This window comes from Synechococcus sp. NB0720_010, from assembly GCF_023078835.1.
Taxonomy (GTDB): domain Bacteria; phylum Cyanobacteriota; class Cyanobacteriia; order PCC-6307; family Cyanobiaceae; genus Vulcanococcus.
On the sequence record NZ_CP090898.1, the window covers coordinates 1,841,905 to 1,865,667 of the forward strand.

Sequence of the window (23,763 nt, forward strand, 5' to 3'; positions counted from 1 at the left end):
CGGCTCAGCCGCCCGCTTGCTTGGGCCGGTAGCCCGCTTTCTCTAGGGCCGCCAGGGCGGCGCTCACCTGGTCTCCCTGTAGTTCGATCACTCCATCCTTCACCGTCCCGCCTGTTCCGGCGGCGGCCTTGAGCTGTTTCAGCAGGGCCTTGAGATCGCTTTCGGCGGCCTCCAGCCCCGTGATGGCCGTCACCATCTTTCCGCCCTTGCCGGCCTTTGTGCGCTGCACTCGCACGCGCTGTTGGGCCTTGGCCGTCGATTCCGCAGGGGCACTGCTGGCCCGTTGCAGGCTTTCAGGCCGTGTGAATTCTTGCCAGCCTCCCTTCGGCATCGCTTTGGATGTGTCTTGGTTCCAGTTCAGCGCAACGGAGGTCCGCGATGGATTTGCCGGCCGTTCAGGTGGAGGTCTGGCGCCTGGGTCTCCAGGGGCAACCCGCCCAGGAGGTCTGCCGTCCTGGCCCAAGTGGCGCTGCCTTGTCCACCTCCGTGAGCGGCAGTGATCCCTGCACTGCAGGCGGTCAGCGCATCCGCATCGATCAGCCCGCCGGCTGGCCAGTCCTGCCGCCCCCGCCAGTTCCTAACCTTGACTGACTCCGCGCGCACCTGGTGACCAGCACCGTTCCTTCGATGACGTCGGCATTGGCGCTGGAGTCACGGCCCAACAGCCTGGGTCGCTACGGCCAATTTGGCGGTCAGTACGTTCCCGAGACCCTGATCCCTGCCCTGGCGGAACTGGAGCGGGCCGCTGCAGAAGCCTGGCAGGATCCCGCGTTCACGGAGCGGCTCAATCACCTGCTGCGCAACTACGTCGGCCGGCCGAACCCCCTCTACGAAGCGGAACGGCTGAGCGAGCACTACCGCCGCGCCGAGGGCGGCCCGCGCATTTGGTTGAAGCGCGAAGACCTCAATCACACCGGCGCCCACAAGATCAACAACGCCCTGGGCCAGGCACTCCTGGCCCTGCGGATGGGCAAAAAGCGGATCATTGCCGAAACCGGTGCGGGCCAGCACGGTGTGGCCACCGCCACGGTCTGTGCGCGCTTTGGCCTCGAGTGCGTCGTCTACATGGGCGCCGAGGACATGCGCCGTCAGGCCCTGAACGTCTTCCGGATGCGTCTGCTGGGGGCAACGGTTCAGCCCGTCACCGCTGGCACCGCCACCTTGAAGGACGCCACCAGTGAGGCGATCCGCGATTGGGTCACCAACGTCGAGACGACCCACTACATCCTGGGTTCCGTCGCAGGCCCCCATCCCTTCCCGATGCTGGTGCGCGATTTCCATGCCGTGATCGGCGAGGAGACCAAGCGCCAGTGCCATGAAGCCTTTGGCCGTAACCCCGATGTCCTGGTGGCCTGCGTTGGTGGGGGCTCCAATGCCATGGGTCTGTTCCACCCCTTTGTCCAGGACACCGACGTCCGCTTGATCGGCGTGGAAGCGGCCGGCGATGGCGTTCCCACCGGTCGCCATGCCGCCACCATTACCGAGGGTCGCGTCGGTGTGTTGCACGGGGCGATGAGCCTGCTGCTCCAGGACGAGGAGGGGCAGGTGCAGGAGGCGCACTCCATCAGTGCCGGCTTGGATTACCCCGGTGTGGGCCCTGAGCACAGCTATCTCAAGACCATCGGCCGGGCTGAGTACGGCGCCGTTACGGATGCGGAGGCCCTCGATGCCCTGCAGCTGCTCTGCCAGCTGGAGGGCATCATCCCGGCCTTGGAGACCGCCCACGCCTTTGCCTGGCTCGACAAGCTCTGCCCCACCCTGGCCCCAGGGACCGAGGTGGTGCTCAACCTCTCCGGCCGCGGCGACAAGGACGTCAACACGGTTGCCGACCGCCTGGGCAGCGCCCTCAGCTGAGCAGCCGATCGAGGTAGCCCGCGACGCTCTCCACCGCTGAACGAGCGGTGGAGTAGGCCATGCGCATCGGGCCGATCAGGGCGACGTGGCCGTCGTTGCCGTAGCTGGCTTGCACCACTGCGCAGTCCTGCAGGGCGGGATGGGGGTGCTCTGAGCCAATCCAGACCCCGCCCCTGCCGCTGGCGGCCTTGCTGCGCAGAACCTGTTGGGGCTCCAGCTCCACAAGTTGCAGCAGCGGTTTCAGGCTGGAGCTGCGTTGGAATTCCGGTTGGCCAAGCAGTCCCGCCACCCCGAGGCTGACGGCGCCTTCGCTGCTGTTGCCCCGGGCCAGGTTGTGGCTGCTGAGGCCCTGCCGCAGCAATTCGCCGCTGCTTCCCAGTTGGCTGGGGAGTGCCTTCCAGTTCAGGCGACCAGTACCCCCCTGGAGTTGATCGCTGGCCCAGCGCTCCAGGGCTGGCACCTGGGCACCCAGTTCCTCGGGCATCCGCAGGTTGAGACAACTGGCGGCGGCCCCCTTTTCCACGAGCAGCACCAGTAACCGGTCGTCGCTTGGGACCAGCCGGACCGTCTCGAGGCGTCCCCCCATCTCCTGGGGCCGGGTGATCAGGCTCATCAGGCCCGTGAGGTCGGCCAGGCGGCGGGCGAGCTGCAGCAGCAGGTCATCCAAGGCGGCCCATTGCAGGCTCAACCCCGTGAGCTCACGGTTGAGTTGATTGGCGGCGGCACCGGGGGCGGGCAGGAGGCAGTCCACGTAGTGGCGATACCCCAGTTGGCTCGGAACGCGGCCGGCGGAGGTGTGCGGTTGGGTGAGCAGGCCCCGCTGCTCCAGGGCTCCCATGGCGGAGCGCACCGTGGCGGGGCTGGCCTGGAGGTCAAAGCGCCGCACCAGGGTTTGGCTGCCCACGGGCTCCGTGGTGTCGACGTAGTGCTGCACCGTCGCCTGAAGCACCTGCTGTTGCCGTCGGGGCAGGGGCTGCAAAACGGTGCACTGATGCCGCTTTGCGGATGCTACGGGGCCTAAACGCTGGCGCGGGCTGAATGCAGGAAAAAGCGGCGGTAGTCCGGGTCCTGATCGAGCAAATCCAGGAAGCGATCCCGGTCGAGCCGCAGCAGCAGTCCGTCTCCCCGCGCCCGCACGGTGACGGCCCGGGGGTGGTCCTCGATCAGGCCTGCGTCGCCGAAGAAGTCCCCCTCCTCCACCAGCCCCTGTTTGATCGGAGTCCCGCCCCAGAGATCGTTCTGCAGCACCTCCAAGGTGCCGGCCACCACCACATAGAAGGCGTCCGGGGCGTCCCCTTCGCGGAAGACCTCCTCGCCATGGCGGATCCGATCGCTGACGAATTCCGAGGCCAGCCAACGCAGCAGCTTGGGATCGACGCCGTGGAACAGGGGGATGGTGGCCAGGCGCTCGGGCGTGATCCGGACCCGTTGCCCCAGCTCCAGGTTGAAGCCGCTCATCTGCCGGTGCCAGAAGGAGGCATAGAGCCCGCCAGCGGCCAACAGATCGTTGTGGTGGCCGAGCTCCACCACTTGGCCTTGATCGATCACGGCGATCTGGTCCATGGCCGCAGCGGCCCGCAGCCTGTGCAGCACGGAGACCACCGTGCGGCCCTCGCTCAAGCGACGCAGGGTGGTGTTGATTGCTTCTTCGGTGCTGGGGTCGAGGGCGCTGGTGGCTTCATCCAGCAGCAAGAGCTGGGGGTTGCGAACGATCGCCCGGGCAATGGCAATCCGTTGCTTCTGGCCACCGGAGAGGCGACCGCCACCGGAACCGACCGCGGTCTGGAGGCCGTTGGGTAGGGACTGAATCAGTTCCCCGAGCTCGGCGGCTAGGGCTGCATCGAGGACCTCCTGATCGGACGCATCGAGCCGGCCTAGGCGGATGTTGTCCGCGATCGAGAGATCGAACAGGACGGTCTCCTGGGGGACCAACGCCACCTGCTCAAGCCAGGCGCCCCGGTCGGTGGTGCTCAGGGGCACGCCATCGACCCGCAGGCCACCGCGCTGGGGCTCGATTTGCCGCAGGAGCAGTCGAAGCACGGTGCTTTTCCCGCCGCCGCTGGGGCCAACCAGGGCGAGGGAGCTGTTGGCGGGGATCGTCAGGTTGAGTCCGTCCAGGCCGCCACCACCCGGGTAGCGGAACTGCACCTGCTCGATCCTCAGCTCCTGCCGCAAGGCCGGGGGGCTGGGTTCAATCCCTCGGGCCAGCGCCGGCCGTTGCTCGGAGCGCTTGGCGGCGGGCAGCTGCTGCTCCAGCAGGTTCAGGGCCGTCGTGGCGGCCTGGAGTGGCAGCAGGGAGGCGCCCAGCTGCCACATGCCGCTGACCATGGCCGTGGCGATCCCCAGGGCGGAGACCAGCTGGCCCACCGTGAGTTGCCCCTGCAGCACCAACCAGGTGCCCAGGGCAAAGACGCTCACCAGCGTGAGCATGGCGGAAGCGGTCAGGGCGGCCTGTTGCAGGCCCGACATCGCTCCGACCCGCTGGGCCCAGCGCATCAGGTCCCGGTTGCGACGGTTGAATTCCGAGCGGGTGGTGCTGCGCAAACCGAACAGGTCCACCAACTCCCGGCTGCGCAGCCGTTCGCCGGCGTAGCTCAGCAGCCGTCCGGCCTGCTCGACCCGAGCCTCTTCCCGCCTGGCCAGGGCCGGGGTGAAGGCCACCTGGCTCACGAGCAGCAGCGGCGTGAGCACCACGGCGACCAGGGCGAGCCGCCAATCGCTGGTGAACAGCAGCAGCACCCCCAGCAAGAGCTGCGCCACCGTCCAGGTGAAGAGGGGGAGCTGGCTGACGACCGCGTTTTCCAGGGTGGGAATCTGCAGCGCCAGCAAGCCCTGTTCCCCTCCCTCGGCGCGGCCATCGGTGGGGTTCGGTTGCTCCAGTAGATGACCGAAGAGCCGCTGGCGAAAGCTCGTGCCCAGTTGGCTACCGAGGGCGGCAAACAACTTGATCGAGAAGCCGTTGCAGACCACCGCCAGCAGGAGCCAGGCGCAGGGCAGCAGCACCAGCACCGCCACCGGTGGCCCGCCGCTGGGGTTGCCAATCACCTGGTCGATCACCAGCTGCAGCAGCACAGGGATGCCCACCATCAGCAGCGGATCGGGCAACACCGTGAGGATCGCCAGGACCGCCTTCAGCCGTTGATTGCCGAAGTAGCGCCACAGTCGTAGGGGCAGCAGCAGCGGAAACATCGGCCGGCTCATCCAGCCAACCGATAGCAATCACAGCGGCGTTTGACCGCCTGGTCGCCTCAGTACCGCGGCACCATTGGGTCGGCTGAGACGCTCCAGGCATCGATTCCGCCCTGCAGGTTCAGCACCTGTTCGTAGCCCTGGGCTTCCATCAGCCAACAGGCGAATTGCCAGCTGCGGATCCCGGCGTGACAGAGCACAACCACGGGTTGATCCCGGTTGATCAAGCTCGAGATCTGCTCAATCCAGGTCTCCGATTGACTCAGGGGGAGATGGATCACCGGTTGCTGCAGTCGAGCCAGGTCCAATTCCAGGGCCTCGCGCACATCCACCAGCTGCAACGCCTCACCGGCGTCGAGCCGATGCTTCAGTTCTGTGGCGCTGATGCTTGCGGGATTGGGCATCACGGAACCCTACCGGCGGTCACGGGGGTGCCAAAGATCGCCTTGATGCATAAAGATGAGGCCAATCCTGTAAGCGACGCATGAAGGCCCGCCCCTTCTTGGCGGCACTGCTGGCGGTGGCGTTGGCGATGCTGAGCTTTGGCTTGGCGGGTTGGTGGCTCCTCCTGCAGCGCAGTCCCCTTGCGTTGCAACACCAGGCCCTCTCCATGCCGCTGGCGGCGCGGTTTGTTCCGCGGACGGCGCCCCTGAGCCTGCACTGGTTGGTGGGCCCGGATGAGCCGGCTGCCTACGCCCGGGCCGTTGCTCCCCCCCGTCAGCGCCGTCAGGCCGCGGCGGCCGCTGATCGCCTGCGGGACGGGGCCTTTGCCGCTGCGGGCCTGGACTACGCCTCGGAGCTCTCCCCCTGGCTGGGGGATGAAAGCAGCTTTGCCCTCTTGACCCCCCCTGGAAGTGGGGAGGCACCCGGTTGGGTGCTGGCGCTGCGCAGCCGTGACAACGAAGGGGCCCGCCGTTTCCTGCAGCGCTTCTGGCAGACCCGAAGCCTTGCTGGGACCGATCTGCAGATCACCAGTTATCGCGGCATGGGGCTGATCAGCGGTCGCGGCGCCCTCTTGGGCCAGGACCCGCAACCCCTGGCGACGGCCCTGATCAACGACGATTTGGTGCTGATTGCCTCGGGTCGGGGCGTGCTCGAACAGGCGCTCGATGTCTCCCAAATCGATGAACTGAACCAAGCGGCCAGTGCGCCCCTGCAAAAGGCCCTGCAGCGACTTGGAGAGGGGGTGGCGCTGCTGACGGCCCGCCCCGAGGCCATGGAGCAGTGGCTCGGCTTGCCCGTTGGGGATGAGTCGGCGGCGGTGGAATTGGTGCTGGCCTTGGCCCCCCAAGGGTCGGGGCTTCAGGTGGATGGCCTGGCCCAGTTGCGTGATGCGCTCCCCAGCCTGGGTCCGGTCAACACGGAGCTGTTGCGCCAGGTGCAGGTCGCTGCCGACAGCCTTGCCTTCTTGACCAATCCCGCTGAGCTCCTCGCCGCCGAGGACGCCAATGTTTGGAGCAACCTGCTTGGCCCGTCCCTGACCCAGGCCCTCAAGCGGGATCAAGGTCCCCTGCCGGCCCTGGTGGCCGCGGCGGATTCGGGGCCCTTGCTTTGGGCCCATCAGAGCGAAGGCTGGTTGCTGGGCACCCGCGGGGATCGTCCGTCGGCCGAGACCCTGCAGCCGGCCCTTGAGGCCGATGGATACAGCGCCTCCCCGCTGGAGAGCCGCGGGCAAACCCTTCAGGCCTGGACGCGCCTCGAGTCCAAGCCGGTCAAGGGCAATCCCGACCAGCTCCAGGCCCAGCTCGCAGGTGCCCGCTCCAGCCAAGGTGGTTTCGCCTGGTGGGGCCAAGGCCTGGCGATCCTCAACCAGCAGTACGAAGGCCGTCGTGCACCCCAGGAGCGCCTCGATCAGCTGGAGCTCTTGGGCTCACCCCAGGCCCCCTTTCAGTGGTCGATGGACGCCCAGGCTGCCCAGGGTCTGCTCAGTCGCTGGAAGCTCTGGCGCTTGGTGGGCACGCTCTCCAGCTCCTCCCTGACCCCCAGGGTGGACGGGGTGGCCTTGAGCCTGGAGCCTGATGCCCCCGACCAACGCAGCTTGAGGCTGCGGGGGCTGCTGCAACTGCACGCCTGACCATGGCCAGCCGCAAGCTTGAGTTGCTGTTGGTGCGCCACGGCATCGCTGAAGAGCGCAGTGAGGGCGTCGATGACGCCCAGCGCAGCCTCACGCCGGAGGGGCGTGAGCGCACCACTCAGCAGCTGGAGCGCCTGCTGGAGTTGGAGTTGGACTGTGATCTGGTGCTCAGCAGTCCGCTGGTGCGGGCCCGCCAGACAGCTGAATTGATCGTGAGCGCAGGGCTGGCGCCAGAACTGGAGTTGGCGGCGGCCTTGGCTCCCCTGGCGGACCCCCTGCCCCTGCTCGAGCGCTGGCTCGGCCCCCTCTCCCCGCGGCCCGGTTGGAAGCGCCTGGCCTTGGTGGGCCATGAGCCGGACCTGAGCACCTTGGCGGCGCTGTTTATTGGAGTGCCGATGGCCCGAGCCCCCCAGGCGATCCGGCTCAAGAAAGCCGGTGCCTTGCTGCTGCAGTGGCCGATCGCCCCAGGCGCTGACTTGCTCGGATCGGCCCGCTTGGAGATGGTCCTGCCGCCTCGGGTACTGCTCGGTCGGCGACAGTCGCGCAGCGAGGGCGGGCCTTAGGTTGCGGTTGACGCAACCCCGATTCCATGGCTGAGGAGGCAACCCCAACGGCAGCGACTCCGGCGTATCGCCCGGGTCTGGAAGGGGTGCCGGCCACGCAGTCGGCGGTGTGCGACATCGATGGACAAAAGGGGCTGCTGACTTACCGCGGCTACCGGGTGGATCAGCTGGCCCAGCAGAGCACCTTCCTGGAGACCGCCTATCTGCTGATCTGGGGTGAGCTCCCCGACGCTGAGCAGCTGGCGGCGTTTGAGCAGGAGGTTCAGATGCACCGCCGGGTGAGCTTCCGCATCCGGGACATGATGAAGTGCTTCCCGGCCAGCGGCCATCCGATGGACGCACTGCAGAGCAGTGCGGCCTCTCTGGGTCTCTTTTATTCCCGCCGCGCCCTCGACAACCCTGAATACATCTATTCAGCGGTGGTGCGCCTGATCGCCAAGATCCCGACGATGGTGGCGGCGTTTCAGCTGATTCGCAAAGGGCAGGACCCGATTCAGCCCAGGGATGACCTGCCCTATGCGGCCAACTTCCTGTACATGCTCACTGAGCGTGAACCGGATCCCCTGGCGGCGCGCATCTTTGATGCCTGCTTGATCCTGCATGCCGAGCACAGCCTGAACGCCAGCACCTTCAGCGCGCGGGTGACGGCCAGCACCTTGACCGATCCCTACGCCGTGGTGGCCTCGGCTGTGGGGACCCTGGCGGGTCCCCTCCATGGCGGCGCGAATGAAGACGTCTTGGCGATGCTTGAAACCATCGGCTCCGCCGATCAGGTCAGGCCCTGGCTGGATCAGGCGATTGCCGAGAAGCGCAAGATCATGGGCTTCGGCCACCGCGAGTACAAGGTCAAGGACCCCCGGGCGGTGATCCTGCAGAAACTGGCGGAAGAGCTCTTCGATCAGTTCGGCCACGACCCCCTCTACGACCTGGCCCGCGAATTGGAAGCCGCGGCAGCCGAGCGCCTGGGCCCGAAGGGGATCTATCCGAACGTCGACTTCTATTCCGGCTTGGTCTACCGAAAACTGGGCATTCCCCAGGACCTATTCACCCCGATCTTTGCGATCGCGCGCACCGCAGGCTGGCTGGCCCACTGGAAAGAACAGCTCGGTGCCAACCGCATCTACCGGCCCACGCAGATCTACACCGGCTCCAGCGGCCGCGATTGGCAGCCGATCGAAGGCCGTTAAGGGCTGCGCCGGCCTAAGTTGCCCCCATCAACAGACCACCCATGGTGATCGCCAATCCCGCTGTCGTGAGTGCCGGGCTCGACCTTGAGGCCAGCTTCACGGACGTGCTGCAGGGCTTCGGCTTGTCGCCGGGGATGGCCCACCTGCTCTGGCTGCCGCTGCCGATGCTGGTGGTCCTGGTGGCTGCCGTCGTTGGCGTGTTGGTCAACGTCTGGCTCGAGCGGAAGATCTCGGCGGCCGTTCAGCAGCGGATCGGCCCCGAATACGCCGGTGCCCTGGGCATCCTTCAGCCCCTCGCGGACGGCCTGAAGCTGCTGTTCAAAGAGGACATCATTCCGGCCCGAGCCGACGGCCTGCTCTTCACCCTGGGCCCGGTGCTGGTGCTGGTGCCGGTGATCCTGAGCTGGTTGGTCGTGCCCTTCGGCCAGCACCTGCTGATCAGCAACGTCGGCGTCGGCATCTTTCTCTGGATTTCCCTGAGCAGCATCCAGCCCATTGGCTTGCTGATGGCTGGCTACGCCTCCAATAACAAGTACTCCCTGCTCGGTGGCTTGCGGGCCGCCGCCCAGTCGATCTCCTACGAGATTCCCCTCGCCTTGGCGGTGCTGGCCGTGGTGATGATGAGCAACTCCCTCAGCACGGTTGACATCGTCAACCAGCAAACCGGCGCCGGGATCCTCAGCTGGAACATCTGGCGCCAGCCCGTCGGTTTCGTGATCTTCTGGATCTGCGCCCTGGCCGAATGTGAGCGCCTTCCCTTCGACTTGCCGGAGGCTGAAGAGGAGTTGGTGGCTGGCTACCAGACCGAATACGCCGGCATGAAGTTCGCCCTCTTTTATCTGGGCAGCTACATCAACCTGGTGCTCTCCGCCCTGCTGGTGGCGGTGCTCTACCTGGGTGGCTGGGGCTTCCCGCTTCCCGTCGAGTGGGTGGTGAACCTGACGGGTCAGCCGATCGACGCTCCCCTGGTGCAGGTGATCACCGCCACCACCGGAATCGTGATGACGGTCCTGAAGGCCTACCTGCTGGTGTTCTTCGCGATCTTGCTGCGCTGGACCGTTCCCCGGGTGCGCATTGACCAGTTGCTGGACCTGGGTTGGAAGTTCCTGTTGCCGGTCGCCCTGGTCAACCTGCTGGTGACCGCTGGTCTGAAGCTCGCGTTCCCGGCCTTCTTCGGCGGTTAATTCCCCACCGCCACCCCCCTTTGCCAGGTCGCCAGGCCATCATGGTGCCGGCGCCACCGCCCCTTCCCACCACTCCATGTTCGGGTTCCTCAAGAAAGTCGGTGACTACACCCGCGATGCGGTGGGTGCGGCCAACTACCTCGCCCAGGGGCTTTCGGTCACCTTTGACCACCTTCAGCGCAGGCCGATCACGGTTCAGTACCCCTACGAAAAACTGATTCCGTCGGAGCGCTACCGAGGCCGAATCCACTACGAGTTCGACAAGTGCATCGCCTGTGAGGTGTGTGTGCGCGTCTGCCCGATCAACCTGCCGGTGGTGGATTGGGTGATGAATAAAGCCACCAAGAAAAAGGAACTGCGCAACTACTCCATCGACTTCGGGGTGTGCATCTTCTGCGGCAACTGCGTCGAGTACTGCCCGACCAACTGCCTCTCGATGACCGAGGAGTACGAGCTGGCGGCCTTCGATCGCCACAGCCTGAACTACGACAACGTCGCCCTCGGCCGTCTCCCCACCAGCGTCACCAGCGACCCAGCGGTCTTGCCCCTGCGGGAGCTGGCCTATCTGCCGAAAGGGGAGATGGATCCCCATGGCGTGGATTCCAATCGTCCGCGGGCCGGCAAACTGCCCGCTGACGTCCTCAAGACCCTGCCGAAGGAGGAGAACGCCTGATGACCATTGCTTCCTCCACGCAGTTCATCTGCTTTGTCTTCCTCTCAGCAGCGGTCGCCATTGGCGCCCTTGGCGTGGTCCTGCTGCCGAGCATCGTCTATTCCGCCTTTCTGCTGGGCGGCGTGTTCCTCTCGGTTGCCGGTCTCTATCTGCTGCTGAATGCCAGTTTCGTGGCGGCCGCCCAGGTGCTCGTCTACGTCGGTGCGGTCAACGTCCTGATCCTGTTCGCGATCATGCTCGTGAACAAGAAGGAAGACCTGGCGGCGATCCCTGGCCTGGCCGTGCGTCGCTTCCTCTCTGGTGCAGTGTGCGCTGGTTTGTTTGCCCTGCTGCTGCGGGTGGCCTTCACGACCCCCTGGGCCCTGCCCGGCCCGACCCCCATTGGCGAAGAGGCCACCATTCGCATCGGTGAGCACCTCTTCAGCGACTACCTGCTGCCATTCGAGCTGGCGTCAGTCCTGCTGTTGATGGCGATGATTGGCGCGATCGTCCTGGCCCGCCGCGATGTCTTCAGCACCGATGTGGTCACCGGCGAACCCGCTGATCAGGGTTTGATCGAGAAATCCCGCACGCCCCTGCTCCTGGAGAAAACCAACTGATGTCCATCGAGCTGCCCACCACCGTTCCTCTCCAGGGCTATCTCGCCTTGGCCGCCATCCTGTTTTGCACGGGTGTCTGGGGACTGATCAACAGCCGCAACGCCGTGCGGGTGCTGATGAGCATCGAGCTGATGCTTAATGCGGTGAATATCAACCTGATGGCCTTCTCCAGCTACCTCGATGGCCAGCTGATTCGCGGACAGGTCTTTGCGATTTTCGTCATCACCGTGGCGGCTGCTGAGGCTGCCGTTGGCCTTGCGATCCTTCTCTCTCTGTATCGGAACCGTGAAACGGTGGATATGGAGCGTTTCAACTTGCTGCGTTGGTAGCCAGGCTGGGCGCGAGCTCAGCTCTGGCTTATGCGCCTTGAGACCGTTTGGTTGATCCATCGAGCGGCCAGCCAGGCTGCCCTGCGCCAAGCCCGGCGTTGTGCCCAGATCTTGCGCGATCAAGGCGTCAAGGTCGCCGTGGCCATGAGTGGGGCCAGTGCGAACCCCTTCCCCGGACTCTTGGCGGATGAGGGGAGTCCGCCCGATTTGGCCGTGGTGCTGGGCGGAGACGGAACGGTCCTTGGGGCTGCGCGGCACCTGGCGTCCCTGGATGTGCCGATCCTCTCGTTCAACGTCGGCGGTCATTTCGGCTTTTTGACCCAGGAGCGCAAGCTGCTGGGCCATGGCCATGAAGCCGAGGGTTCCTTCGATCTCTGGCAGCGACTTCGGGACGATCGCTTTGCCCTCGAGCGGCGCATGATGCTCGAGGCGCGCACCGACAGCAGCGACACGGTGCATACGGCCCTCAATGACCTCTACCTGAGGCCCGGGATCGATGAGGTCACCCCCACCTGTGTCCTGGAGTTGGAGATTGATGGGGAGGTGGTCGATCAGTTCCGGGGGGATGGCTTGATCATGTCGACCGCGACTGGCTCAACGGGGTATTCGATGGCTGCCGGCGGCCCGATCTTGCATCCCGGTGTTGAGGCGATTGTGGTGAACCCGATCTGTCCGATGAGCCTCTCCAGCCGTCCGTTGGTGGTTCCCCCCCGGGCGCAGTTGGCGGTCTGGCCGCTGGGTCCCTCCAACAGTCGGGTGCGCCTCTGGAAGGACGGGGCCTTCGCGGCGGTGCTGGAGCCCGGGGATCGCTGTGATGTGCGCCGCTCCCCCCATCACGCCTTGATGGTGTTGCTGGAGCAGAGCCCCTCCTACTACCGCACCTTGACCCATAAGTTGCATTGGGCCGGCAGTTTGACGGCCGCCGAGCCGTCTCCCAACTAGAGCAAGCCCATGGCCCTCGAGATTGAACGCCGCTTTCTGGTCGCCGGTCAGCAGTGGCGCTCCGTGGTGTCTTGGCAGCGGGACTTCGCCCAGGGGTACCTGCCGAACTCCTCCCAGGCGATGACCTCGCGGGTCCGCCTGGCTGGCGTCGATGAGGCCTGGCTGACGCTCAAATTTCCCGCCGGCGGAATCGCCCGGCAAGAGTTTGAGTACGCGATTCCGGCGGCCGATGCTTCGGCGTTGCTCGAGCGCTGCGAAGCCCAGCTGATCAAGCGTCGCTTCGGCTTGGATTTACCGGGTGGGGACTGGGTTCTGGATGTCTTTGCAGGGGAGAACGCCCCCTTGGTGCTGGCCGAAGTGGAACTTGAGCGGGCCGATCAGGCCGTGGAGATCCCGGATTGGTGCGTGCGGGAGATCACCGGGCTGGGCCAATTCAGCAATGCGGCCTTGGCAAGCCATCCCTGGGCCCGCTGGAGCGAGGCGGAGCGGACCCCCTGGCTGGAGCACAGCTGAGCTGCCTTAGGATTTGCTTAAGGATTGACCAGGTTGTTCGTTGCTCGGCCTTTACGACCAAGACGGAGTGCTCCGCTGCTGTGGGCTGGATCAGGCCGAGTGCCTCGCCTACGCCGAGCTCTTTGCCCTGGGCGAGGGTGCCTTCAGTATTGAGCCGCTGTTCGCGGCGGGGGAGTCGGGAGCTAGTCCTCGTCCCCAGGCAGGTTGCAGCAATTGAAGCCGTCGCGGCAGATCTTGCCGTGATCCATCGCCCAATTCAGTAGCGCCACGCGGTTCTTGGCGCCCGTTTTGGTGAAGACGTTGCTGACGTGGTTGTCCACGGTGCGTTTGCTGATCATCAGGTTCTCGCCAATCTCCTGATTGGTGAGGCCTTGGGCGACGAGTTGGATGATCTCCAGTTCGCGCTCGGAGAGGTCCATGGGGGAATGGCCGAGGCTGCTTCGATCAGTCATCCATGCCCCGAGACGCCTTGTCACTGTAGGCAGCCGATCCCATCTGGGCATGGCAGCGATGGTTAATGATGGGCCCTGTTAAGCAAGGTTGTTTTGCGGCTACAGCAGGCGCTTGAGGCGGGCCAGTTTGCCCTGACGGCAGAGGTGATGCCCCCCCGTGGCGGGGAGATCAAGCGGACCCTTGAGCACGCCGCGTTGCTGAAGGACTGGGTGCACGCCGTGAACGTCACCGATGGCAGCCGCGCCGTCATGCGGATGAGCAGCCTGGCGGTCTGTCGGCTGTTGCTAGACGCCGGTGTCGAGCCGGTCTGGCAGCAGGCCTGCCGGGACCGCAATCGCATTGGTCTGCAGGCCGATCTGCTGGGGGCCCATGCCCTGGGGATCAGAAATATCCTCTGTCTGACGGGGGACCCGGTTCGGGCGGGAGATCAACCGCAGGCCCGGCCGGTCAACGAGTTGGAGTCGGTGCGCTTGCTCAAACAGGTGGCGGCCTTTAACCGCGGTGAGGATCCGGTGGATGGCCCCCTGCCGGATGGTCCAACGGACCTGTTCGCCGGTGCAGCGGCCGATCCGCAAAGCCCCAGTTGGAGTGGCCTGAGCAGCCGAATCCGCCGGAAGCAGCAGGCGGGGGCTCGATTCGTGCAGACCCAGATGGTGATGGATGAGGACTGCCTGAAGCGTTTCGTCGATGAGATCACCGCACCCTTAGGACTGCCGGTACTGGCGGGGGTGTTTCTCCTGAAATCGGCGAAAAACGCCGCCTTCATTAACCGCGTCGTTCCCGGAGCCTGTATTCCTCAAGCGATCATTGATCGACTGGCCGCCGCGAGCAATCCAGCGGACGAGGGAATCACCATCGCCGCGGAACAGGTCCGTCGCTACGCCCAAACCTGTCAGGGGGTTCACCTGATGGCCGTGAAGGCCGAGGAGCGCATTCCCCTGGTCCTGGAGAGGGCGGGATTCAGCTCGCGCTGCTGATCGCTAGATCGGTGCCGAGCAGGTCGGCCATGGCCTTCTGTTGCGCAGAGGGCTTGGCGTAGTCCTGGCGACGGGCGTCGGTGATCAGCCAGTCCAGGGCTGCTTCTTGGAGATCGAAGTGGTCGCCATTGCGGTCTACGCAGTAACGACCAAAGACCAACTTCTCGACCAAACGAACGCCGGGTCCGATGCGGGAGTAGTCAAAGATGATCGAGTTATCGATCGTGGCGCCTTCGCAGATGTGGCAGCTCGGTCCGATCATCGCGGGGCCAATGATTGTGGCGCCGTCTTCGATCTTGGTCATGCCGCCGACGTAAATCGGTCCCTCGACATGGATCTTGTCCCAGTTGGCTGCCACGTTGAGGCCGGCATAGATGCCCGGACGGATTTCCTTGCCGGGGATTTGAACCTGGCGCACTTCGCCCTGCAGAACACTGCGGATGGCCTGCCAGTAGTCGGGGACTTTGCCGATATCGACCCACTCGAAGTCCATCGGCAGGGCGTAGAACGGTGCGCCGTTGGCTACCAGCTGGGGGAAGAGGTCAGAGCCGATGTCGAAGGGAACACCCTCGGGGACAAAATCGAGAACTTCCGGCTCGAAGATGTAGATGCCGGTGTTGATCATGTCGCTGGCGGCTTCTTCCACAGAGGGCTTCTCTTGGAAGGAACGCACCCGGCCGTCGTCATCGGTCACCACGACGCCGTAGCTGCTGACCTGGTCCCGGGGAACGCGCTTGGTGATCAAGCTCGCCATCGCCCCTTTGGCCTTGTGGCGCTTCACGGCTTCGCTGAGATCGAGGTCGATCAGCGCATCTCCGCAGAGCACCACGAAGGTGTCATCAAAGAAGTGTTGGAAGGTCTGAATTTTTTTGAGGCCACCGGCGGAGCCAACAGCATCACCAATGAGCTCGCCGTCTTCAATCCGTCCTTCAAAGCTGTAGGCGATTTCAACGCCAAAGCGTTGACCATCGCGGAAATAGTTCTCGATCTCCTCAGCCAGGTGGGAGACATTCACCATGATTTCGGTGAACCCGTGCTCCCGCAAAAGCTCCAGCAGAAACTCCATCACGGGTTTCTGAAGGATGGGGATCATCGGCTTCGGGATCGTGTGAGTAATGGGTCTCACACGGGTTCCCTTGCCCGCGGCCAGGATCATCGCCTTCATCGCGCCACCCTACGCAAAAGACTTAGGCCGCAATGGGTTCACGAGCCGGCCCCCGAGCTGACCCCAGTTCAGAGGGCAGCGGTAGTTGCACCGATTCCCGCTCATCGAGCAGCCGCTTGAGTTGCAGGGGCCCGAACAAGCCGCCCTGCTGCTCCAACTCCACTTTTCCTTGGGAGCAGAGGAACAGCAGCGCCCAAAACACCCCCACCCGATCGCTGTCCAGATCCTCTGGTGCGACGGCAGCCCAGGCCTCCACGAGACCCTCAAAACCCGTCCACTCCAGGGATTGGGGCCACTGCAGCAGGAATTGACTCAGGGCGGCAGTGGTTTCCGGCAGTTTCTCGCGGTGTGCGAGGGCGGCGACCTGCTCGATCGCGGCCCGGTCGCTGTAGCGGCGGCTGCGTTGGCGGTTGCGGACTTGTCCCTCTTCCTGCTCGAGGCGCTCGGCGATGTCCTCGAGTTGCCGGATCAGTTCGCCCAGGGTCACCGGGCGCTGCAGCGGTGGCGGGGCTACGGGGCGCCGCAGCAGATGGCGCTCCGGTTTGCGGGGGAGCTCCAGCCCAGGGGTGAGGAGCCAACCCTGCCCCTCGGCATCGAAGTCAAAGTCATACCCCTCGTCTAGGTCGGGTTCAGGGGGGAAGGTCTGGGCCTCGAGGACTTCCGCCTTCAGGCTGACCAGCACGGAGGCGGCGAGGAAGGCTTCGCTGGTTTCGGCGAGGTCCTGTTCGTAGCTGCCGCCGCGTCCCTTGTTGAGGGCCGCCACGAGCTTGGGCACTTCAATGCGCTGCCGCAGCTGATCGAGAAAGCCGTCCACGACAGCGATGACATCGACGTCCCAGGGGTCGAGATCACCCCGCTCAGCGGCGTCCTGCAACAGCCGGATCGCAAGCCTGGCGCCACCTTCGGCCACGGTTTCTTGCGGACTGGACTGAAGGTACCGGCTTGAAGCGGGTTAAGCCAGTGCCCAAGAGCGATCTGAGCCCATTCTTTTCATGGGCTTCTTGGCCAATCTTGCGCCCCTAGGCGTGCAATTAAGCGGCCTCGCCCTGGGCGGAGCTTTCGCCAGCGGCTGGGAGCAGGCCCAGCTGGGCATCCACAGTGGCGCGGTAGCGCTGCACGTCTTCCTCAAGCTCGCGAATGCGCACCTGTTGTGCTTCGTACTCGCCTGGATCGGTCTGGCTTTCAACCCGCTTGACCACACCGGTCCAGACGGCAAAGACCCAGGCGGCGGTTGCGCCGACACCGCCCACCACCAGCAGCAGTGCGGCCAGGGGCATGGTGGTGGTCAGCCCGGGCAGAAAGCGCACGGTGGTGGGCGCGGTGTTCTCCAGGGTGAACATCACAGTGGCCAGACCAAAACTGAAGATCAGCAGGAAGTTCAGCTGCTTCATGGCTGCGAGGGGCCGCTGTTGAGCTGTTTTTGAGATTACGAAGATCTTGCACGCGCAGCCGCTGAGAGGCTGCGCTTCGTAATGGTCCTAGGTCAGGGCTGGTGCCTGCAAGGGTGCCTGGCGAATCAGACCGGCTCCGGCAGGAGCGGTCAGGGCCTTCATCGCACTCTCGTTTCGGGCCACCAACTGCTCCATCGACGCCTTGTAGCTGTCGGTCATCAGGCGTGGGTAGAGGCCAATGCCGATGATCGGAACCAGCAGGCAACCGATGATGTAGATCTCCCGCGGCTCGGCATCCACCAGGTTGGTGTGGTCGACGAGCTCGGCCTTCTCCTTCCCGTAGAAGATCTCCCGCAACATCGAGAGCAGGTAGATCGGAGTCAGGATCACGCCAATGGCCGCCAGGCCATCGATGGCCACCCGGAAGGGAAGGGTGTAGGCGTCGTCGGTGGCGAAGCCGACGAAGACCATCAGCTCGCTGACGAAGCCGCTCATCCCCGGAAGGGCCAAGGAAGCGAGGGAGCAGACCGTCCAGAGCGCAAACATCTTGCGCATCTTCTGGCCAACACCACCCATCTCGTCGAGCTGGAGGGTGTGGGTTCGGTCGTAGGTGGCACCCACCAGGAAGAACAGGGAGGCGCCGATCAGGCCGTGGCTGATCATCTGCAGCATCGCCCCGCTGGAGCCCAGCGCACTGAAACTGCCGATGCCGATCAGCACAAAGCCCATGTGGCTGATCGAGCTGTAGGCGATTTTGCGTTTGAGGTTGCGTTGGGCGAAGGAGGTCAGGGCGGCGTAAATGATGTTCACCACGCCCAGAACGACCAGCAGTGGCGCGAAGACCGCATGCCCATCCGGAAGGATCTGGCAGTTGAAACGCAGCAGGGCGTAGCCGCCCATCTTCAGCAAAATCCCGGCCAGCAGCATGTGGACCGGGGCCGTCGCTTCGCCGTGGGCATCCGGGAGCCAGGTATGCAGCGGAACGATGGGGAGCTTGACGCCAAAGGCGATCAGTAGGCCCGCATAGGCCAGGAGTTGGAACTTCAAGGAGAAGCCCTTGGCCATCAAGTCGCTGTACTCAAAGCTGGTGGTCCCGCCGTAGAAGGCCATGGCCAGGCCCGCCAGGAGGATGAACAGCGAACTGCCAGCGGTGTAGAGGATGAACTTGGTGGCGGCGTACTGGCGTTTTTTCCCGCCCCAGATCGCCAAGAGCAGATAGACCGGCAGCAGCTCCAGCTCCCAGGCCAGGAAGAACAGCAGCATGTCCTGGACAGCGAAGACGGCGATCTGGCCGCCATCCATCGCCAGCAGCAGGAAATAGAAAAGGCGGGGCTTGAAGCTCACGGGCCAGGCCGCCAGCACGGCCAGGGCCGTAATGAAGCTGGTCAGCAGGATCAGCGGCATGGAGATCCCGTCGGCTCCAACCGACCAGGACAGCCCCACTTGCGGGAGCCAGCTGACCCGCTCCACCAATTGCAGATTCGGGTCGCTGGGGTCGTACCCGGTCAGATACGCCCCAACGGTGATCAAAAAGGTGATCAGGGCCACGCCCAGGGCAAACCAGCGGACCTGTTTGCCATCCCCCTTGTCAGGGATAAACGGAATGCAGAGGGCCGCTGCAATCGGGAACAGGATCGAGGCGCTGAGCCACGGGAATGCCGAGCTGCTCGCCTGTTCCGTCGCTACGGCCAGGGTTGAGACGAAGTCCAGGATCACCGAAAGCGAATCGCTTTAGGCGGAGTGTAGAAATGCTCACCGTGACGCGCCCCTGGGAGTGGGCGATGTCACACAGAGCGTTGTGCGAGGGCCTCAGCCCAGGGCTCCGAAGAGCACCACCAGGGCGATCACCCCTCCGAAAACGATCAGCGCATAGAACTGCGCACGGCCGGTCTCGAAGTATTTGAGGCCCTCTCCACTGCCCAGGGTGACCAGGCCGGTGAGGTTCACGACCCCATCAACCACCTTGGAGTCCACCTCCAGCACCGAGCGCGCCAGTTTGCGGCTGCCCTGAACGAAGAGCTTGTCGTTGATGTCGTCCAGGTACCACTTGTTCGCCAGGAAGGCATTGATGCTGGGGAAACGACCCGCCACTGCAGTCGCAAGGTCCAGCTTGCGCAGGGCGTAGGCCAGGACGGCCACGCTGATGCCGATCACCGAGATCGTCACGGAGGCTCCGGCTAAGGGCAGGAATTCAGACCAGCTGAAGTGTTCTGCCACCTCGGCGGCTTCCTGGGGATCGAGGAGGGTGCCGAACCGGCTGTTCCAGGGCACACCCAAGAGACCCACCAAGACCGAGGGGACCGCCAGGACGGCTAAGGGCATGGCCATCTGCCAGCCGGATTCATGGGGATGATCGGCGTGGGCATGGTGTTCGCCATGCTCCTCACCGTGCTCGTCCGCGCCTTTGCCGGCAGCGGCCATCAGCTGGGCTTGCATCGCCTTGTCGTTGCCGCGGAACTCCCCTTCAAAGGTCAGGAAGTAGAGCCGGAACATGTAGAAGGCGGTCATCCCGGCGGTGACAAAGCCCGCGGCCCAGAGGATCGGGAAGCTGCCAAAGGCTTGGCCGAGGATTTCGTCCTTGCTCCAGAAACCAGCCAGGGGCGGGATACCGCTGATGGCCAGGCAGCCGATAAAGAAGGTGCTGCTGGTGACGGGCATGTACTTGCGCAGCCCGCCCATCAAACGCATGTCCTGGGCCAGGACTGCCTCGTGGCCGACCACCTCTTCCATGGCGTGGATCACTGAGCCAGAGCCCAGGAAAAGCATGGCCTTAAAGAAGGCGTGAGTCACCAGGTGGAACATGCCCGCCACCGGGGCGCCACAACCCATGGCCAGCATCATGTAGCCCAGTTGGCTGACGGTGCTGTAGGCCAGGCCCTTCTTCAGATCCATCTGGGTGAGGGCGATCGAGGCCCCCAGGAAGAGCGTGATTGTGCCGATCACGGCCACCACGACCTGCACCTCTGGGAAGGGCACGTAGACCGGTTGCAGGCGCGCCACCAGGAAGACACCCGCCGCCACCATCGTTGCGGCATGGATCAGGGCTGAGATGGGGGTTGGGCCCTCCATCGCGTCCGGCAGCCAAACGTGCAGCGGGAACTGGGCCGACTTGGCCATCGGACCCATGAAGACCAGTAGGCAGAGCAGGATCGCGATGCCGTTGGAGACGCTGCCGGCGCTGATGGCCTCTTGCAGGCGCACCCCGATCTCTTCAAAGCCGAAGCTGCCGGTGGCCCAGAACAGGCCGAGGATGCCCAGCAGCAGGCCGAAGTCACCGACGCGGTTCACCACAAAGGCTTTCTGGGCGGCATTGGCGGCGCCATCGCGGTCGTACCAGAAGCCCACCAGCAGGTAGGAGCACATGCCCACCAGCTCCCAGAAGACATAGATCTGGAGCAGGTTGGGGCTGATCACCAGGCCCAGCATCGAGCTGCTGAAGAGGGCGAGGTAGGTGAAAAAGCGGACATAGCCCTTGTCGTGGGCCATGTAGCCATCGGAGTAGATCATCACCAGCACGGCGATGGTCGTCACCAGCGAGAGCATGACGGCGCCGAGCGCGTCGACGCGGAAGCCCATCTCCAAGGTGAAGGCCCCGGCGCTGGCCCAGTCGAAGAGCACCTCTGTGGCCCCGGCGCCCGCCAGCTGCTGGGCGAGAACGGCGTAACTCAAGACCGCCGCGGCTCCGACACAGCTGATCAACAGCAGTGCAACCGGTTTGCGCAGGCGGTTGACCGTGCGGTTAAAGCTGATCAGCCCCAGGCCAACGATCGCGGCCCCGATCAGCGGGAGCACCGGGATGAGCCAGGCGAGTTCGGCGGGCGACGGCATCCGGCACTCAGGGAATCAGGGCGAGTGTAGGCAGCCCCGTGGGCGCTTATCCCAGCCAGTGCGCGAGCCCTAATCGACTGAAGCCTGTCGCGGCAAGCCCGATGTAGCGGTGGGCCCACCAGAAGACGCCAACGGCGATGGCGATGCCCAGTTGGGCGGGCCTGAGGAATTCAGAGGCCACCAGCTGTTGACGTCCATCCAGCACCGCGCGGAAGGGAACGATGGAGGTGCTGGCCCTGAGCTCCTCAAAGGCTTCGCCAAAACGGTTGCTGAGACGGCGATCACCGTTCCAAACGGCAAAGAGATGGTGGGCAATCAAGCCAAGGCAGGTCGCGACCATGAAGCTGCTGCCAATCCAGAGCAGATGGGTGCAGCACCAGAGGATCTGGCCAATGGCCTGGGGGTGGCGGCTGATGCGAATGATGCCGGTGGCGTACATGCGCACCTGGGGCTTGAGGACCGCCGGGATCTCCAGCAGGTTGTAGGTCGCTGGGTAGAGGAAGAGAAAGGAGATGGCTGTTCCGACCCAGACCAGGGGCACGATCCAGGCCTGGTCCTGGAGATTCCAGAGCCGGATCCCGTCGTAGCGGTGGGCGAGGAAGTAACCGATCACCACCACGGCAGAGGGAATGCTGACGGCGGCAAACAACAGCCGCCAGGCCCGCTCACCAATGCGCTCAGCCCCCCAGTACCGCAGAGAGGCCCCGCCGCTGTGGATGACGGCGAAGACCAGGAGTAGAGCCAGCATCACCAGGCTGCTGTGGTGGAGGTGGCTGGCGCTGCTCAAGGCTCAGGGTTGCTTCAGATCCAGTGGATTCTGGCCAAGCGCATGAACCCGCTGTTCGATCGACCTAGAGTTTTGATCCCCCCGCTGAACCGCAGCGCCCTGCATGGCTGATCTGCCGTTCACTCTTGATCAGCTGCGCATCCTGCGGGCGATCGCCAGCGAGGGCAGCTTTAAAAAGGCCGCCGACAGCCTCTACGTCACCCAGCCGGCGGTCTCCCTGCAGATCCAAAACCTGGAGAAGCAGCTCAATGTCTCCCTGTTTGACCGGGGGGGACGCAAGGCCCAGTTGACCGAGGCCGGTCACCTGCTGCTGAGCTACTGCGACCGGATCCTGAGTCAGTGCCAAGAGGCCTGTCGCGCCCTGGATGACCTTCACAACCTCAAAGGCGGCTCCTTGATTGTTGGTGCGAGCCAGACCACCGGCACCTATTTGATGCCGCGGATGATCGGCCTATTCCGCCAGAAATACCCCGAGGTGGCGGTTCAGTTGCAGGTGCACAGCACCCGCCGCACCGGCTGGAGCGTGGCCAACGGCCAGATCGACCTGGCGATCATCGGCGGCGAGCTGCCCAGCGAGCTCAATGAACTGCTGCAGGTCATCCCCTATGCCAGCGATGAGCTGGCCCTGGTGCTTCCCACCAAGCACCCCTTGGCCCGCCTGCCGGAGCTCAGCAAGGACGACCTGTACAGGTTGGGCTTTGTCTCCCTGGATGCCCAGTCGACCACGCGCAAGATGGTGGACCAACTGCTGGCGCGCTCGGGCCTGGACGTCTCGCGCCTGAAGATTGAGATGGAGCTCAACTCGTTTGAGGCCATCAAGAACGCCGTGCAGAGCGGACTGGGTGCTGCGTTCCTGCCGGTGGTTTCGATCGAGCGGGAACTGGCGGCGGGCAACCTGCACCGTCCTGCCCTGGCGGATCTCTCCGTGCGCCGGCAGCTCAAGTTGATTACCCACCCGGCGCGCTACTGCTCGCGGGCCGCCGATGCCTTCCGCAAGGAAATCCTGCCGGTCTTTGCCAGCCCCGATAGCCCCCTGCGCCGGCCCATGCCGGAACCAGTAGAGGCCTAGGAGGCCTCAGAACTGGTCGGCTTCAGGGGTGATGCCGGCGGCGTCATCGGCAACGCCCTTGGTGATGAATTTGTTCTCCGTGATGTCCGTCTGATAGACGCAGCGCACGATCGGCTGGTCTTTCACCGAGCCGATGTAGGCGAAGGTGTTCATCCGCTGTTTGCACTGGCGCATCTGCTCAGCGGTGACAGCCCCTTCCTTCTGCAGGACGCTCCAGTTCTCCCTTCTGATCACGCAGCCCGGCCGCAGTGCCGGTTGGGTGACGAAGCTCGAGCTGGGGTTCATGGTCGTGTAGAGCTCGATGTCCATCACGAAGGCACTGGCGCCCCACTGCCGGCAGAACTCCGGATCGGGGACGGCCATGTCCAGCTGCTGGGAGCTGGCGATGTTGCCCTGGTCCCCTTGGGTGTTACTGGAGATGCCGGTCCCGATGCCGATGCCGACCACCAGGACACCACCGAGCACGGCCACCGTGCCCACGTTGAACTGAAAGCCCCCGCCACCACCAGGGGCGCCACCACCACCTGAGCCAGGTCCCCGGGGCCGGCCGCCACCGCGGCGCGGGTCCCCATAGCTCTCACGGCCGTAACCCTCGTCGTAGCTGCTGCGGCCGTAGCGGGAGCGGGTCATGGCTGCTCGGGGCTTTGGGGAAGACCCATCGAGTAGTTCAGGACTCGGCAGTCGGGGTTGTAGCTGAGCTGACCGGCCTGGAGCAGGGTGCGGATGGTTCCCTCGAGCTCCGATCCGATCCGGCGCAGGTTGTAGTCGTTGAGATCGTTGCCGGCGTTGGCCTGCACGAGTTCTTGGAAGCGCTGCTGCACGACCTCTTGGGCCGCCGTGTTCCAGAGAAATTCGTTGTCCGGATCCAGGTCCAGGGTGAGCTGCTGATCGTCAGGGACCAGTTGACCGTTCTCCACCCGTGCCGTGAAGAGGCGCACGTGGCGAGTGGTGGATTTGATCAGGGTGTCGGCCATGGCGAGGCAATC

Annotated in this window: 26 protein-coding genes; 13 read left to right on the forward strand and 13 right to left on the reverse strand. The window is 64.7% G+C overall.

All coding sequences use genetic code 11. The features are described from left to right. Positions 1-4: 4 nt before the first annotated feature. Complete coding sequence (locus tag LY254_RS09655; protein ID WP_010313383.1) at positions 5-331, reverse strand: translation initiation factor; 327 nt, start codon at positions 329-331, stop codon at positions 5-7. 47 nt (positions 332-378) lie between these two features. Between LY254_RS09655 and LY254_RS09660 the strand changes: the two genes are divergently transcribed. After that, positions 379-591: a hypothetical protein gene (locus LY254_RS09660; RefSeq protein ID WP_247476866.1), complete on the forward strand. Its 213-nt coding sequence runs from the start codon at positions 379-381 to the stop codon at positions 589-591. Between the two features lie 15 nt (positions 592-606). After that, a complete protein-coding gene (gene trpB, locus LY254_RS09665; protein WP_247476867.1) occupies positions 607-1,854 on the forward strand; it encodes a tryptophan synthase subunit beta in 1,248 nt (415 codons plus the stop codon). Here the strand turns inward: trpB and LY254_RS09670 are convergent. Genes LY254_RS09670 through LY254_RS09680 form a run of 3 tightly spaced genes read right to left on the reverse strand, consistent with a single transcriptional unit; the run spans position 1,847 to position 5,447 of the window. Next, complete coding sequence (locus LY254_RS09670; protein WP_010313379.1) at positions 1,847-2,833, reverse strand: heat-inducible transcriptional repressor HrcA; 987 nt, start codon at positions 2,831-2,833, stop codon at positions 1,847-1,849. The genes trpB and LY254_RS09670 overlap by 8 nt on opposite strands. A 38-nt stretch (positions 2,834-2,871) precedes the next feature. Beyond that, positions 2,872-5,055 carry an ABC transporter transmembrane domain-containing protein gene (locus LY254_RS09675; RefSeq protein WP_247476868.1) on the reverse strand — a complete coding sequence of 728 codons (2,184 nt, stop codon included), beginning with the start codon at positions 5,053-5,055 and terminating at the stop codon, positions 2,872-2,874. 47 nt (positions 5,056-5,102) lie between these two features. Beyond that, on the reverse strand, positions 5,103-5,447 hold the full coding sequence (locus LY254_RS09680) for a rhodanese-like domain-containing protein (RefSeq protein WP_247476869.1): 345 nt from the start codon (positions 5,445-5,447) through the stop codon (positions 5,103-5,105). Between the two features lie 80 nt (positions 5,448-5,527). Between LY254_RS09680 and LY254_RS09685 the strand changes: the two genes are divergently transcribed. The 9 genes from LY254_RS09685 (at position 5,528) to LY254_RS09725 (ending at position 13,107) form a co-directional block, all read left to right on the forward strand. Next, on the forward strand, positions 5,528-7,117 hold the full coding sequence (locus tag LY254_RS09685; protein WP_247476870.1) for a DUF3352 domain-containing protein: 1,590 nt from the start codon (positions 5,528-5,530) through the stop codon (positions 7,115-7,117). Positions 7,118-7,119: 2 nt separating this feature from the next. After that, positions 7,120-7,680, forward strand: a complete 561-nt coding sequence (gene sixA, locus LY254_RS09690) for a phosphohistidine phosphatase SixA (RefSeq protein WP_247476871.1) — start codon at positions 7,120-7,122, stop codon at positions 7,678-7,680. Positions 7,681-7,706: 26 nt separating this feature from the next. Further along, entirely contained in the window at positions 7,707-8,867 is a 1,161-nt protein-coding gene (locus LY254_RS09695) for a citrate synthase (protein ID WP_247476872.1), read from the forward strand. A gap of 65 nt (positions 8,868-8,932) precedes the next feature. Beyond that, a complete protein-coding gene (gene nuoH, locus LY254_RS09700; RefSeq protein ID WP_010313366.1) occupies positions 8,933-10,051 on the forward strand; it encodes an NADH-quinone oxidoreductase subunit NuoH in 1,119 nt (372 codons plus the stop codon). A gap of 76 nt (positions 10,052-10,127) precedes the next feature. Continuing rightward, complete coding sequence (gene ndhI, locus LY254_RS09705; protein WP_247476873.1) at positions 10,128-10,724, forward strand: NAD(P)H-quinone oxidoreductase subunit I; 597 nt, start codon at positions 10,128-10,130, stop codon at positions 10,722-10,724. After that, entirely contained in the window at positions 10,724-11,323 is a 600-nt protein-coding gene (locus LY254_RS09710) for an NADH-quinone oxidoreductase subunit J (RefSeq protein WP_247476874.1), read from the forward strand. The genes ndhI and LY254_RS09710 overlap by 1 nt, the downstream gene beginning before the upstream one ends. Next, a complete protein-coding gene (gene nuoK / locus LY254_RS09715; RefSeq protein ID WP_010313359.1) occupies positions 11,323-11,652 on the forward strand; it encodes an NADH-quinone oxidoreductase subunit NuoK in 330 nt (109 codons plus the stop codon). Before LY254_RS09710 ends, nuoK begins: the two co-directional genes overlap by 1 nt. A 30-nt stretch (positions 11,653-11,682) precedes the next feature. After that, on the forward strand, positions 11,683-12,594 hold the full coding sequence (locus LY254_RS09720) for an NAD(+) kinase (RefSeq protein WP_247476876.1): 912 nt from the start codon (positions 11,683-11,685) through the stop codon (positions 12,592-12,594). Between the two features lie 9 nt (positions 12,595-12,603). Beyond that, positions 12,604-13,107 carry a CYTH domain-containing protein gene (locus tag LY254_RS09725; RefSeq protein ID WP_247476877.1) on the forward strand — a complete coding sequence of 168 codons (504 nt, stop codon included), beginning with the start codon at positions 12,604-12,606 and terminating at the stop codon, positions 13,105-13,107. Positions 13,108-13,289: 182 nt separating this feature from the next. Here LY254_RS09725 and LY254_RS09730 read toward each other — a convergent pair whose 3' ends face one another. After that, entirely contained in the window at positions 13,290-13,559 is a 270-nt protein-coding gene (locus tag LY254_RS09730; RefSeq protein WP_010313351.1) for a response regulator transcription factor, read from the reverse strand. A gap of 93 nt (positions 13,560-13,652) precedes the next feature. Between LY254_RS09730 and LY254_RS09735 the strand changes: the two genes are divergently transcribed. Further along, positions 13,653-14,537, forward strand: coding sequence for a methylenetetrahydrofolate reductase (locus LY254_RS09735; protein WP_247476878.1), 885 nt, complete (start codon positions 13,653-13,655; stop codon positions 14,535-14,537). Here LY254_RS09735 and LY254_RS09740 read toward each other — a convergent pair. The 6 genes from LY254_RS09740 to LY254_RS09765 all read right to left on the reverse strand — a co-directional run bounded on the left by LY254_RS09740 (position 14,521) and on the right by LY254_RS09765 (position 21,669). Next, positions 14,521-15,702 carry an NDP-sugar synthase gene (locus LY254_RS09740; RefSeq protein WP_247476879.1) on the reverse strand — a complete coding sequence of 394 codons (1,182 nt, stop codon included), beginning with the start codon at positions 15,700-15,702 and terminating at the stop codon, positions 14,521-14,523. The genes LY254_RS09735 and LY254_RS09740 overlap by 17 nt on opposite strands. Positions 15,703-15,724: 22 nt before the next feature. Continuing rightward, on the reverse strand, positions 15,725-16,612 hold the full coding sequence (locus tag LY254_RS09745) for a segregation/condensation protein A (RefSeq protein ID WP_247476880.1): 888 nt from the start codon (positions 16,610-16,612) through the stop codon (positions 15,725-15,727). Positions 16,613-16,733: 121 nt separating this feature from the next. Then, positions 16,734-17,093, reverse strand: coding sequence for a LapA family protein (locus tag LY254_RS09750; protein WP_010313342.1), 360 nt, complete (start codon positions 17,091-17,093; stop codon positions 16,734-16,736). An 87-nt stretch (positions 17,094-17,180) separates the two neighbouring features. Next, positions 17,181-18,785 (reverse strand): NAD(P)H-quinone oxidoreductase subunit 4, encoded by a 1,605-nt coding sequence (locus LY254_RS09755; RefSeq protein ID WP_247479853.1) that lies wholly within the window; start codon positions 18,783-18,785, stop codon positions 17,181-17,183. 117 nt (positions 18,786-18,902) lie between these two features. Beyond that, positions 18,903-20,921 carry an NAD(P)H-quinone oxidoreductase subunit 5 gene (locus tag LY254_RS09760; protein WP_247476881.1) on the reverse strand — a complete coding sequence of 673 codons (2,019 nt, stop codon included), beginning with the start codon at positions 20,919-20,921 and terminating at the stop codon, positions 18,903-18,905. Positions 20,922-20,967: 46 nt separating this feature from the next. Beyond that, positions 20,968-21,669, reverse strand: coding sequence for an NnrU family protein (locus LY254_RS09765; protein ID WP_247479854.1), 702 nt, complete (start codon positions 21,667-21,669; stop codon positions 20,968-20,970). 142 nt (positions 21,670-21,811) lie between these two features. Between LY254_RS09765 and LY254_RS09770 the strand changes: the two genes are divergently transcribed. After that, entirely contained in the window at positions 21,812-22,777 is a 966-nt protein-coding gene (locus LY254_RS09770) for a LysR family transcriptional regulator (protein WP_010313335.1), read from the forward strand. Between the two features lie 6 nt (positions 22,778-22,783). Here the strand turns inward: LY254_RS09770 and LY254_RS09775 are convergent, their stop codons facing one another. Together LY254_RS09775 and ndhM are read right to left on the reverse strand one after the other, a co-directional pair. Beyond that, the gene (locus tag LY254_RS09775; protein ID WP_247476882.1) at positions 22,784-23,407 is read right to left on the reverse strand and encodes a DUF3172 domain-containing protein; all 624 of its coding nucleotides are present in this window, start codon (positions 23,405-23,407) and stop codon (positions 22,784-22,786) included. Further along, entirely contained in the window at positions 23,404-23,751 is a 348-nt protein-coding gene (ndhM, locus tag LY254_RS09780; RefSeq protein WP_010313331.1) for an NAD(P)H-quinone oxidoreductase subunit M, read from the reverse strand. Before ndhM ends, LY254_RS09775 begins: the two co-directional genes overlap by 4 nt. Between the last annotated feature and the right edge of the window lie 12 nt (positions 23,752-23,763).

What these genes read in the sequence shown, in the direction of transcription:
- LY254_RS09655 (WP_010313383.1), bottom strand. Translation starts at nt 331, where the DNA reads ATGCCGAAGGGAGGCTGGCAAGAATTCACACGGCCTGAAAGCCTGCAA.
- LY254_RS09660 (WP_247476866.1), top strand. Translation starts at nt 379, where the DNA reads ATGGATTTGCCGGCCGTTCAGGTGGAGGTCTGGCGCCTGGGTCTCCAG.
- LY254_RS09675 (WP_247476868.1), bottom strand. Translation starts at nt 5,055, where the DNA reads ATGAGCCGGCCGATGTTTCCGCTGCTGCTGCCCCTACGACTGTGGCGC.
- LY254_RS09680 (WP_247476869.1), bottom strand. Translation starts at nt 5,447, where the DNA reads ATGCCCAATCCCGCAAGCATCAGCGCCACAGAACTGAAGCATCGGCTC.
- LY254_RS09685 (WP_247476870.1), top strand. Translation starts at nt 5,528, where the DNA reads ATGAAGGCCCGCCCCTTCTTGGCGGCACTGCTGGCGGTGGCGTTGGCG.
- sixA (WP_247476871.1), top strand. Translation starts at nt 7,120, where the DNA reads ATGGCCAGCCGCAAGCTTGAGTTGCTGTTGGTGCGCCACGGCATCGCT.
- LY254_RS09695 (WP_247476872.1), top strand. Translation starts at nt 7,707, where the DNA reads ATGGCTGAGGAGGCAACCCCAACGGCAGCGACTCCGGCGTATCGCCCG.
- ndhI (WP_247476873.1), top strand. Translation starts at nt 10,128, where the DNA reads ATGTTCGGGTTCCTCAAGAAAGTCGGTGACTACACCCGCGATGCGGTG.
- LY254_RS09710 (WP_247476874.1), top strand. Translation starts at nt 10,724, where the DNA reads ATGACCATTGCTTCCTCCACGCAGTTCATCTGCTTTGTCTTCCTCTCA.
- nuoK (WP_010313359.1), top strand. Translation starts at nt 11,323, where the DNA reads ATGTCCATCGAGCTGCCCACCACCGTTCCTCTCCAGGGCTATCTCGCC.
- LY254_RS09720 (WP_247476876.1), top strand. Translation starts at nt 11,683, where the DNA reads ATGCGCCTTGAGACCGTTTGGTTGATCCATCGAGCGGCCAGCCAGGCT.
- LY254_RS09725 (WP_247476877.1), top strand. Translation starts at nt 12,604, where the DNA reads ATGGCCCTCGAGATTGAACGCCGCTTTCTGGTCGCCGGTCAGCAGTGG.
- LY254_RS09730 (WP_010313351.1), bottom strand. Translation starts at nt 13,559, where the DNA reads ATGACTGATCGAAGCAGCCTCGGCCATTCCCCCATGGACCTCTCCGAG.
- LY254_RS09740 (WP_247476879.1), bottom strand. Translation starts at nt 15,702, where the DNA reads ATGAAGGCGATGATCCTGGCCGCGGGCAAGGGAACCCGTGTGAGACCC.
- LY254_RS09750 (WP_010313342.1), bottom strand. Translation starts at nt 17,093, where the DNA reads ATGAAGCAGCTGAACTTCCTGCTGATCTTCAGTTTTGGTCTGGCCACT.
- LY254_RS09760 (WP_247476881.1), bottom strand. Translation starts at nt 20,921, where the DNA reads ATGCCGTCGCCCGCCGAACTCGCCTGGCTCATCCCGGTGCTCCCGCTG.
- LY254_RS09765 (WP_247479854.1), bottom strand. Translation starts at nt 21,669, where the DNA reads ATGCTGGCTCTACTCCTGGTCTTCGCCGTCATCCACAGCGGCGGGGCC.
- LY254_RS09770 (WP_010313335.1), top strand. Translation starts at nt 21,812, where the DNA reads ATGGCTGATCTGCCGTTCACTCTTGATCAGCTGCGCATCCTGCGGGCG.
- LY254_RS09775 (WP_247476882.1), bottom strand. Translation starts at nt 23,407, where the DNA reads ATGACCCGCTCCCGCTACGGCCGCAGCAGCTACGACGAGGGTTACGGC.
- ndhM (WP_010313331.1), bottom strand. Translation starts at nt 23,751, where the DNA reads ATGGCCGACACCCTGATCAAATCCACCACTCGCCACGTGCGCCTCTTC.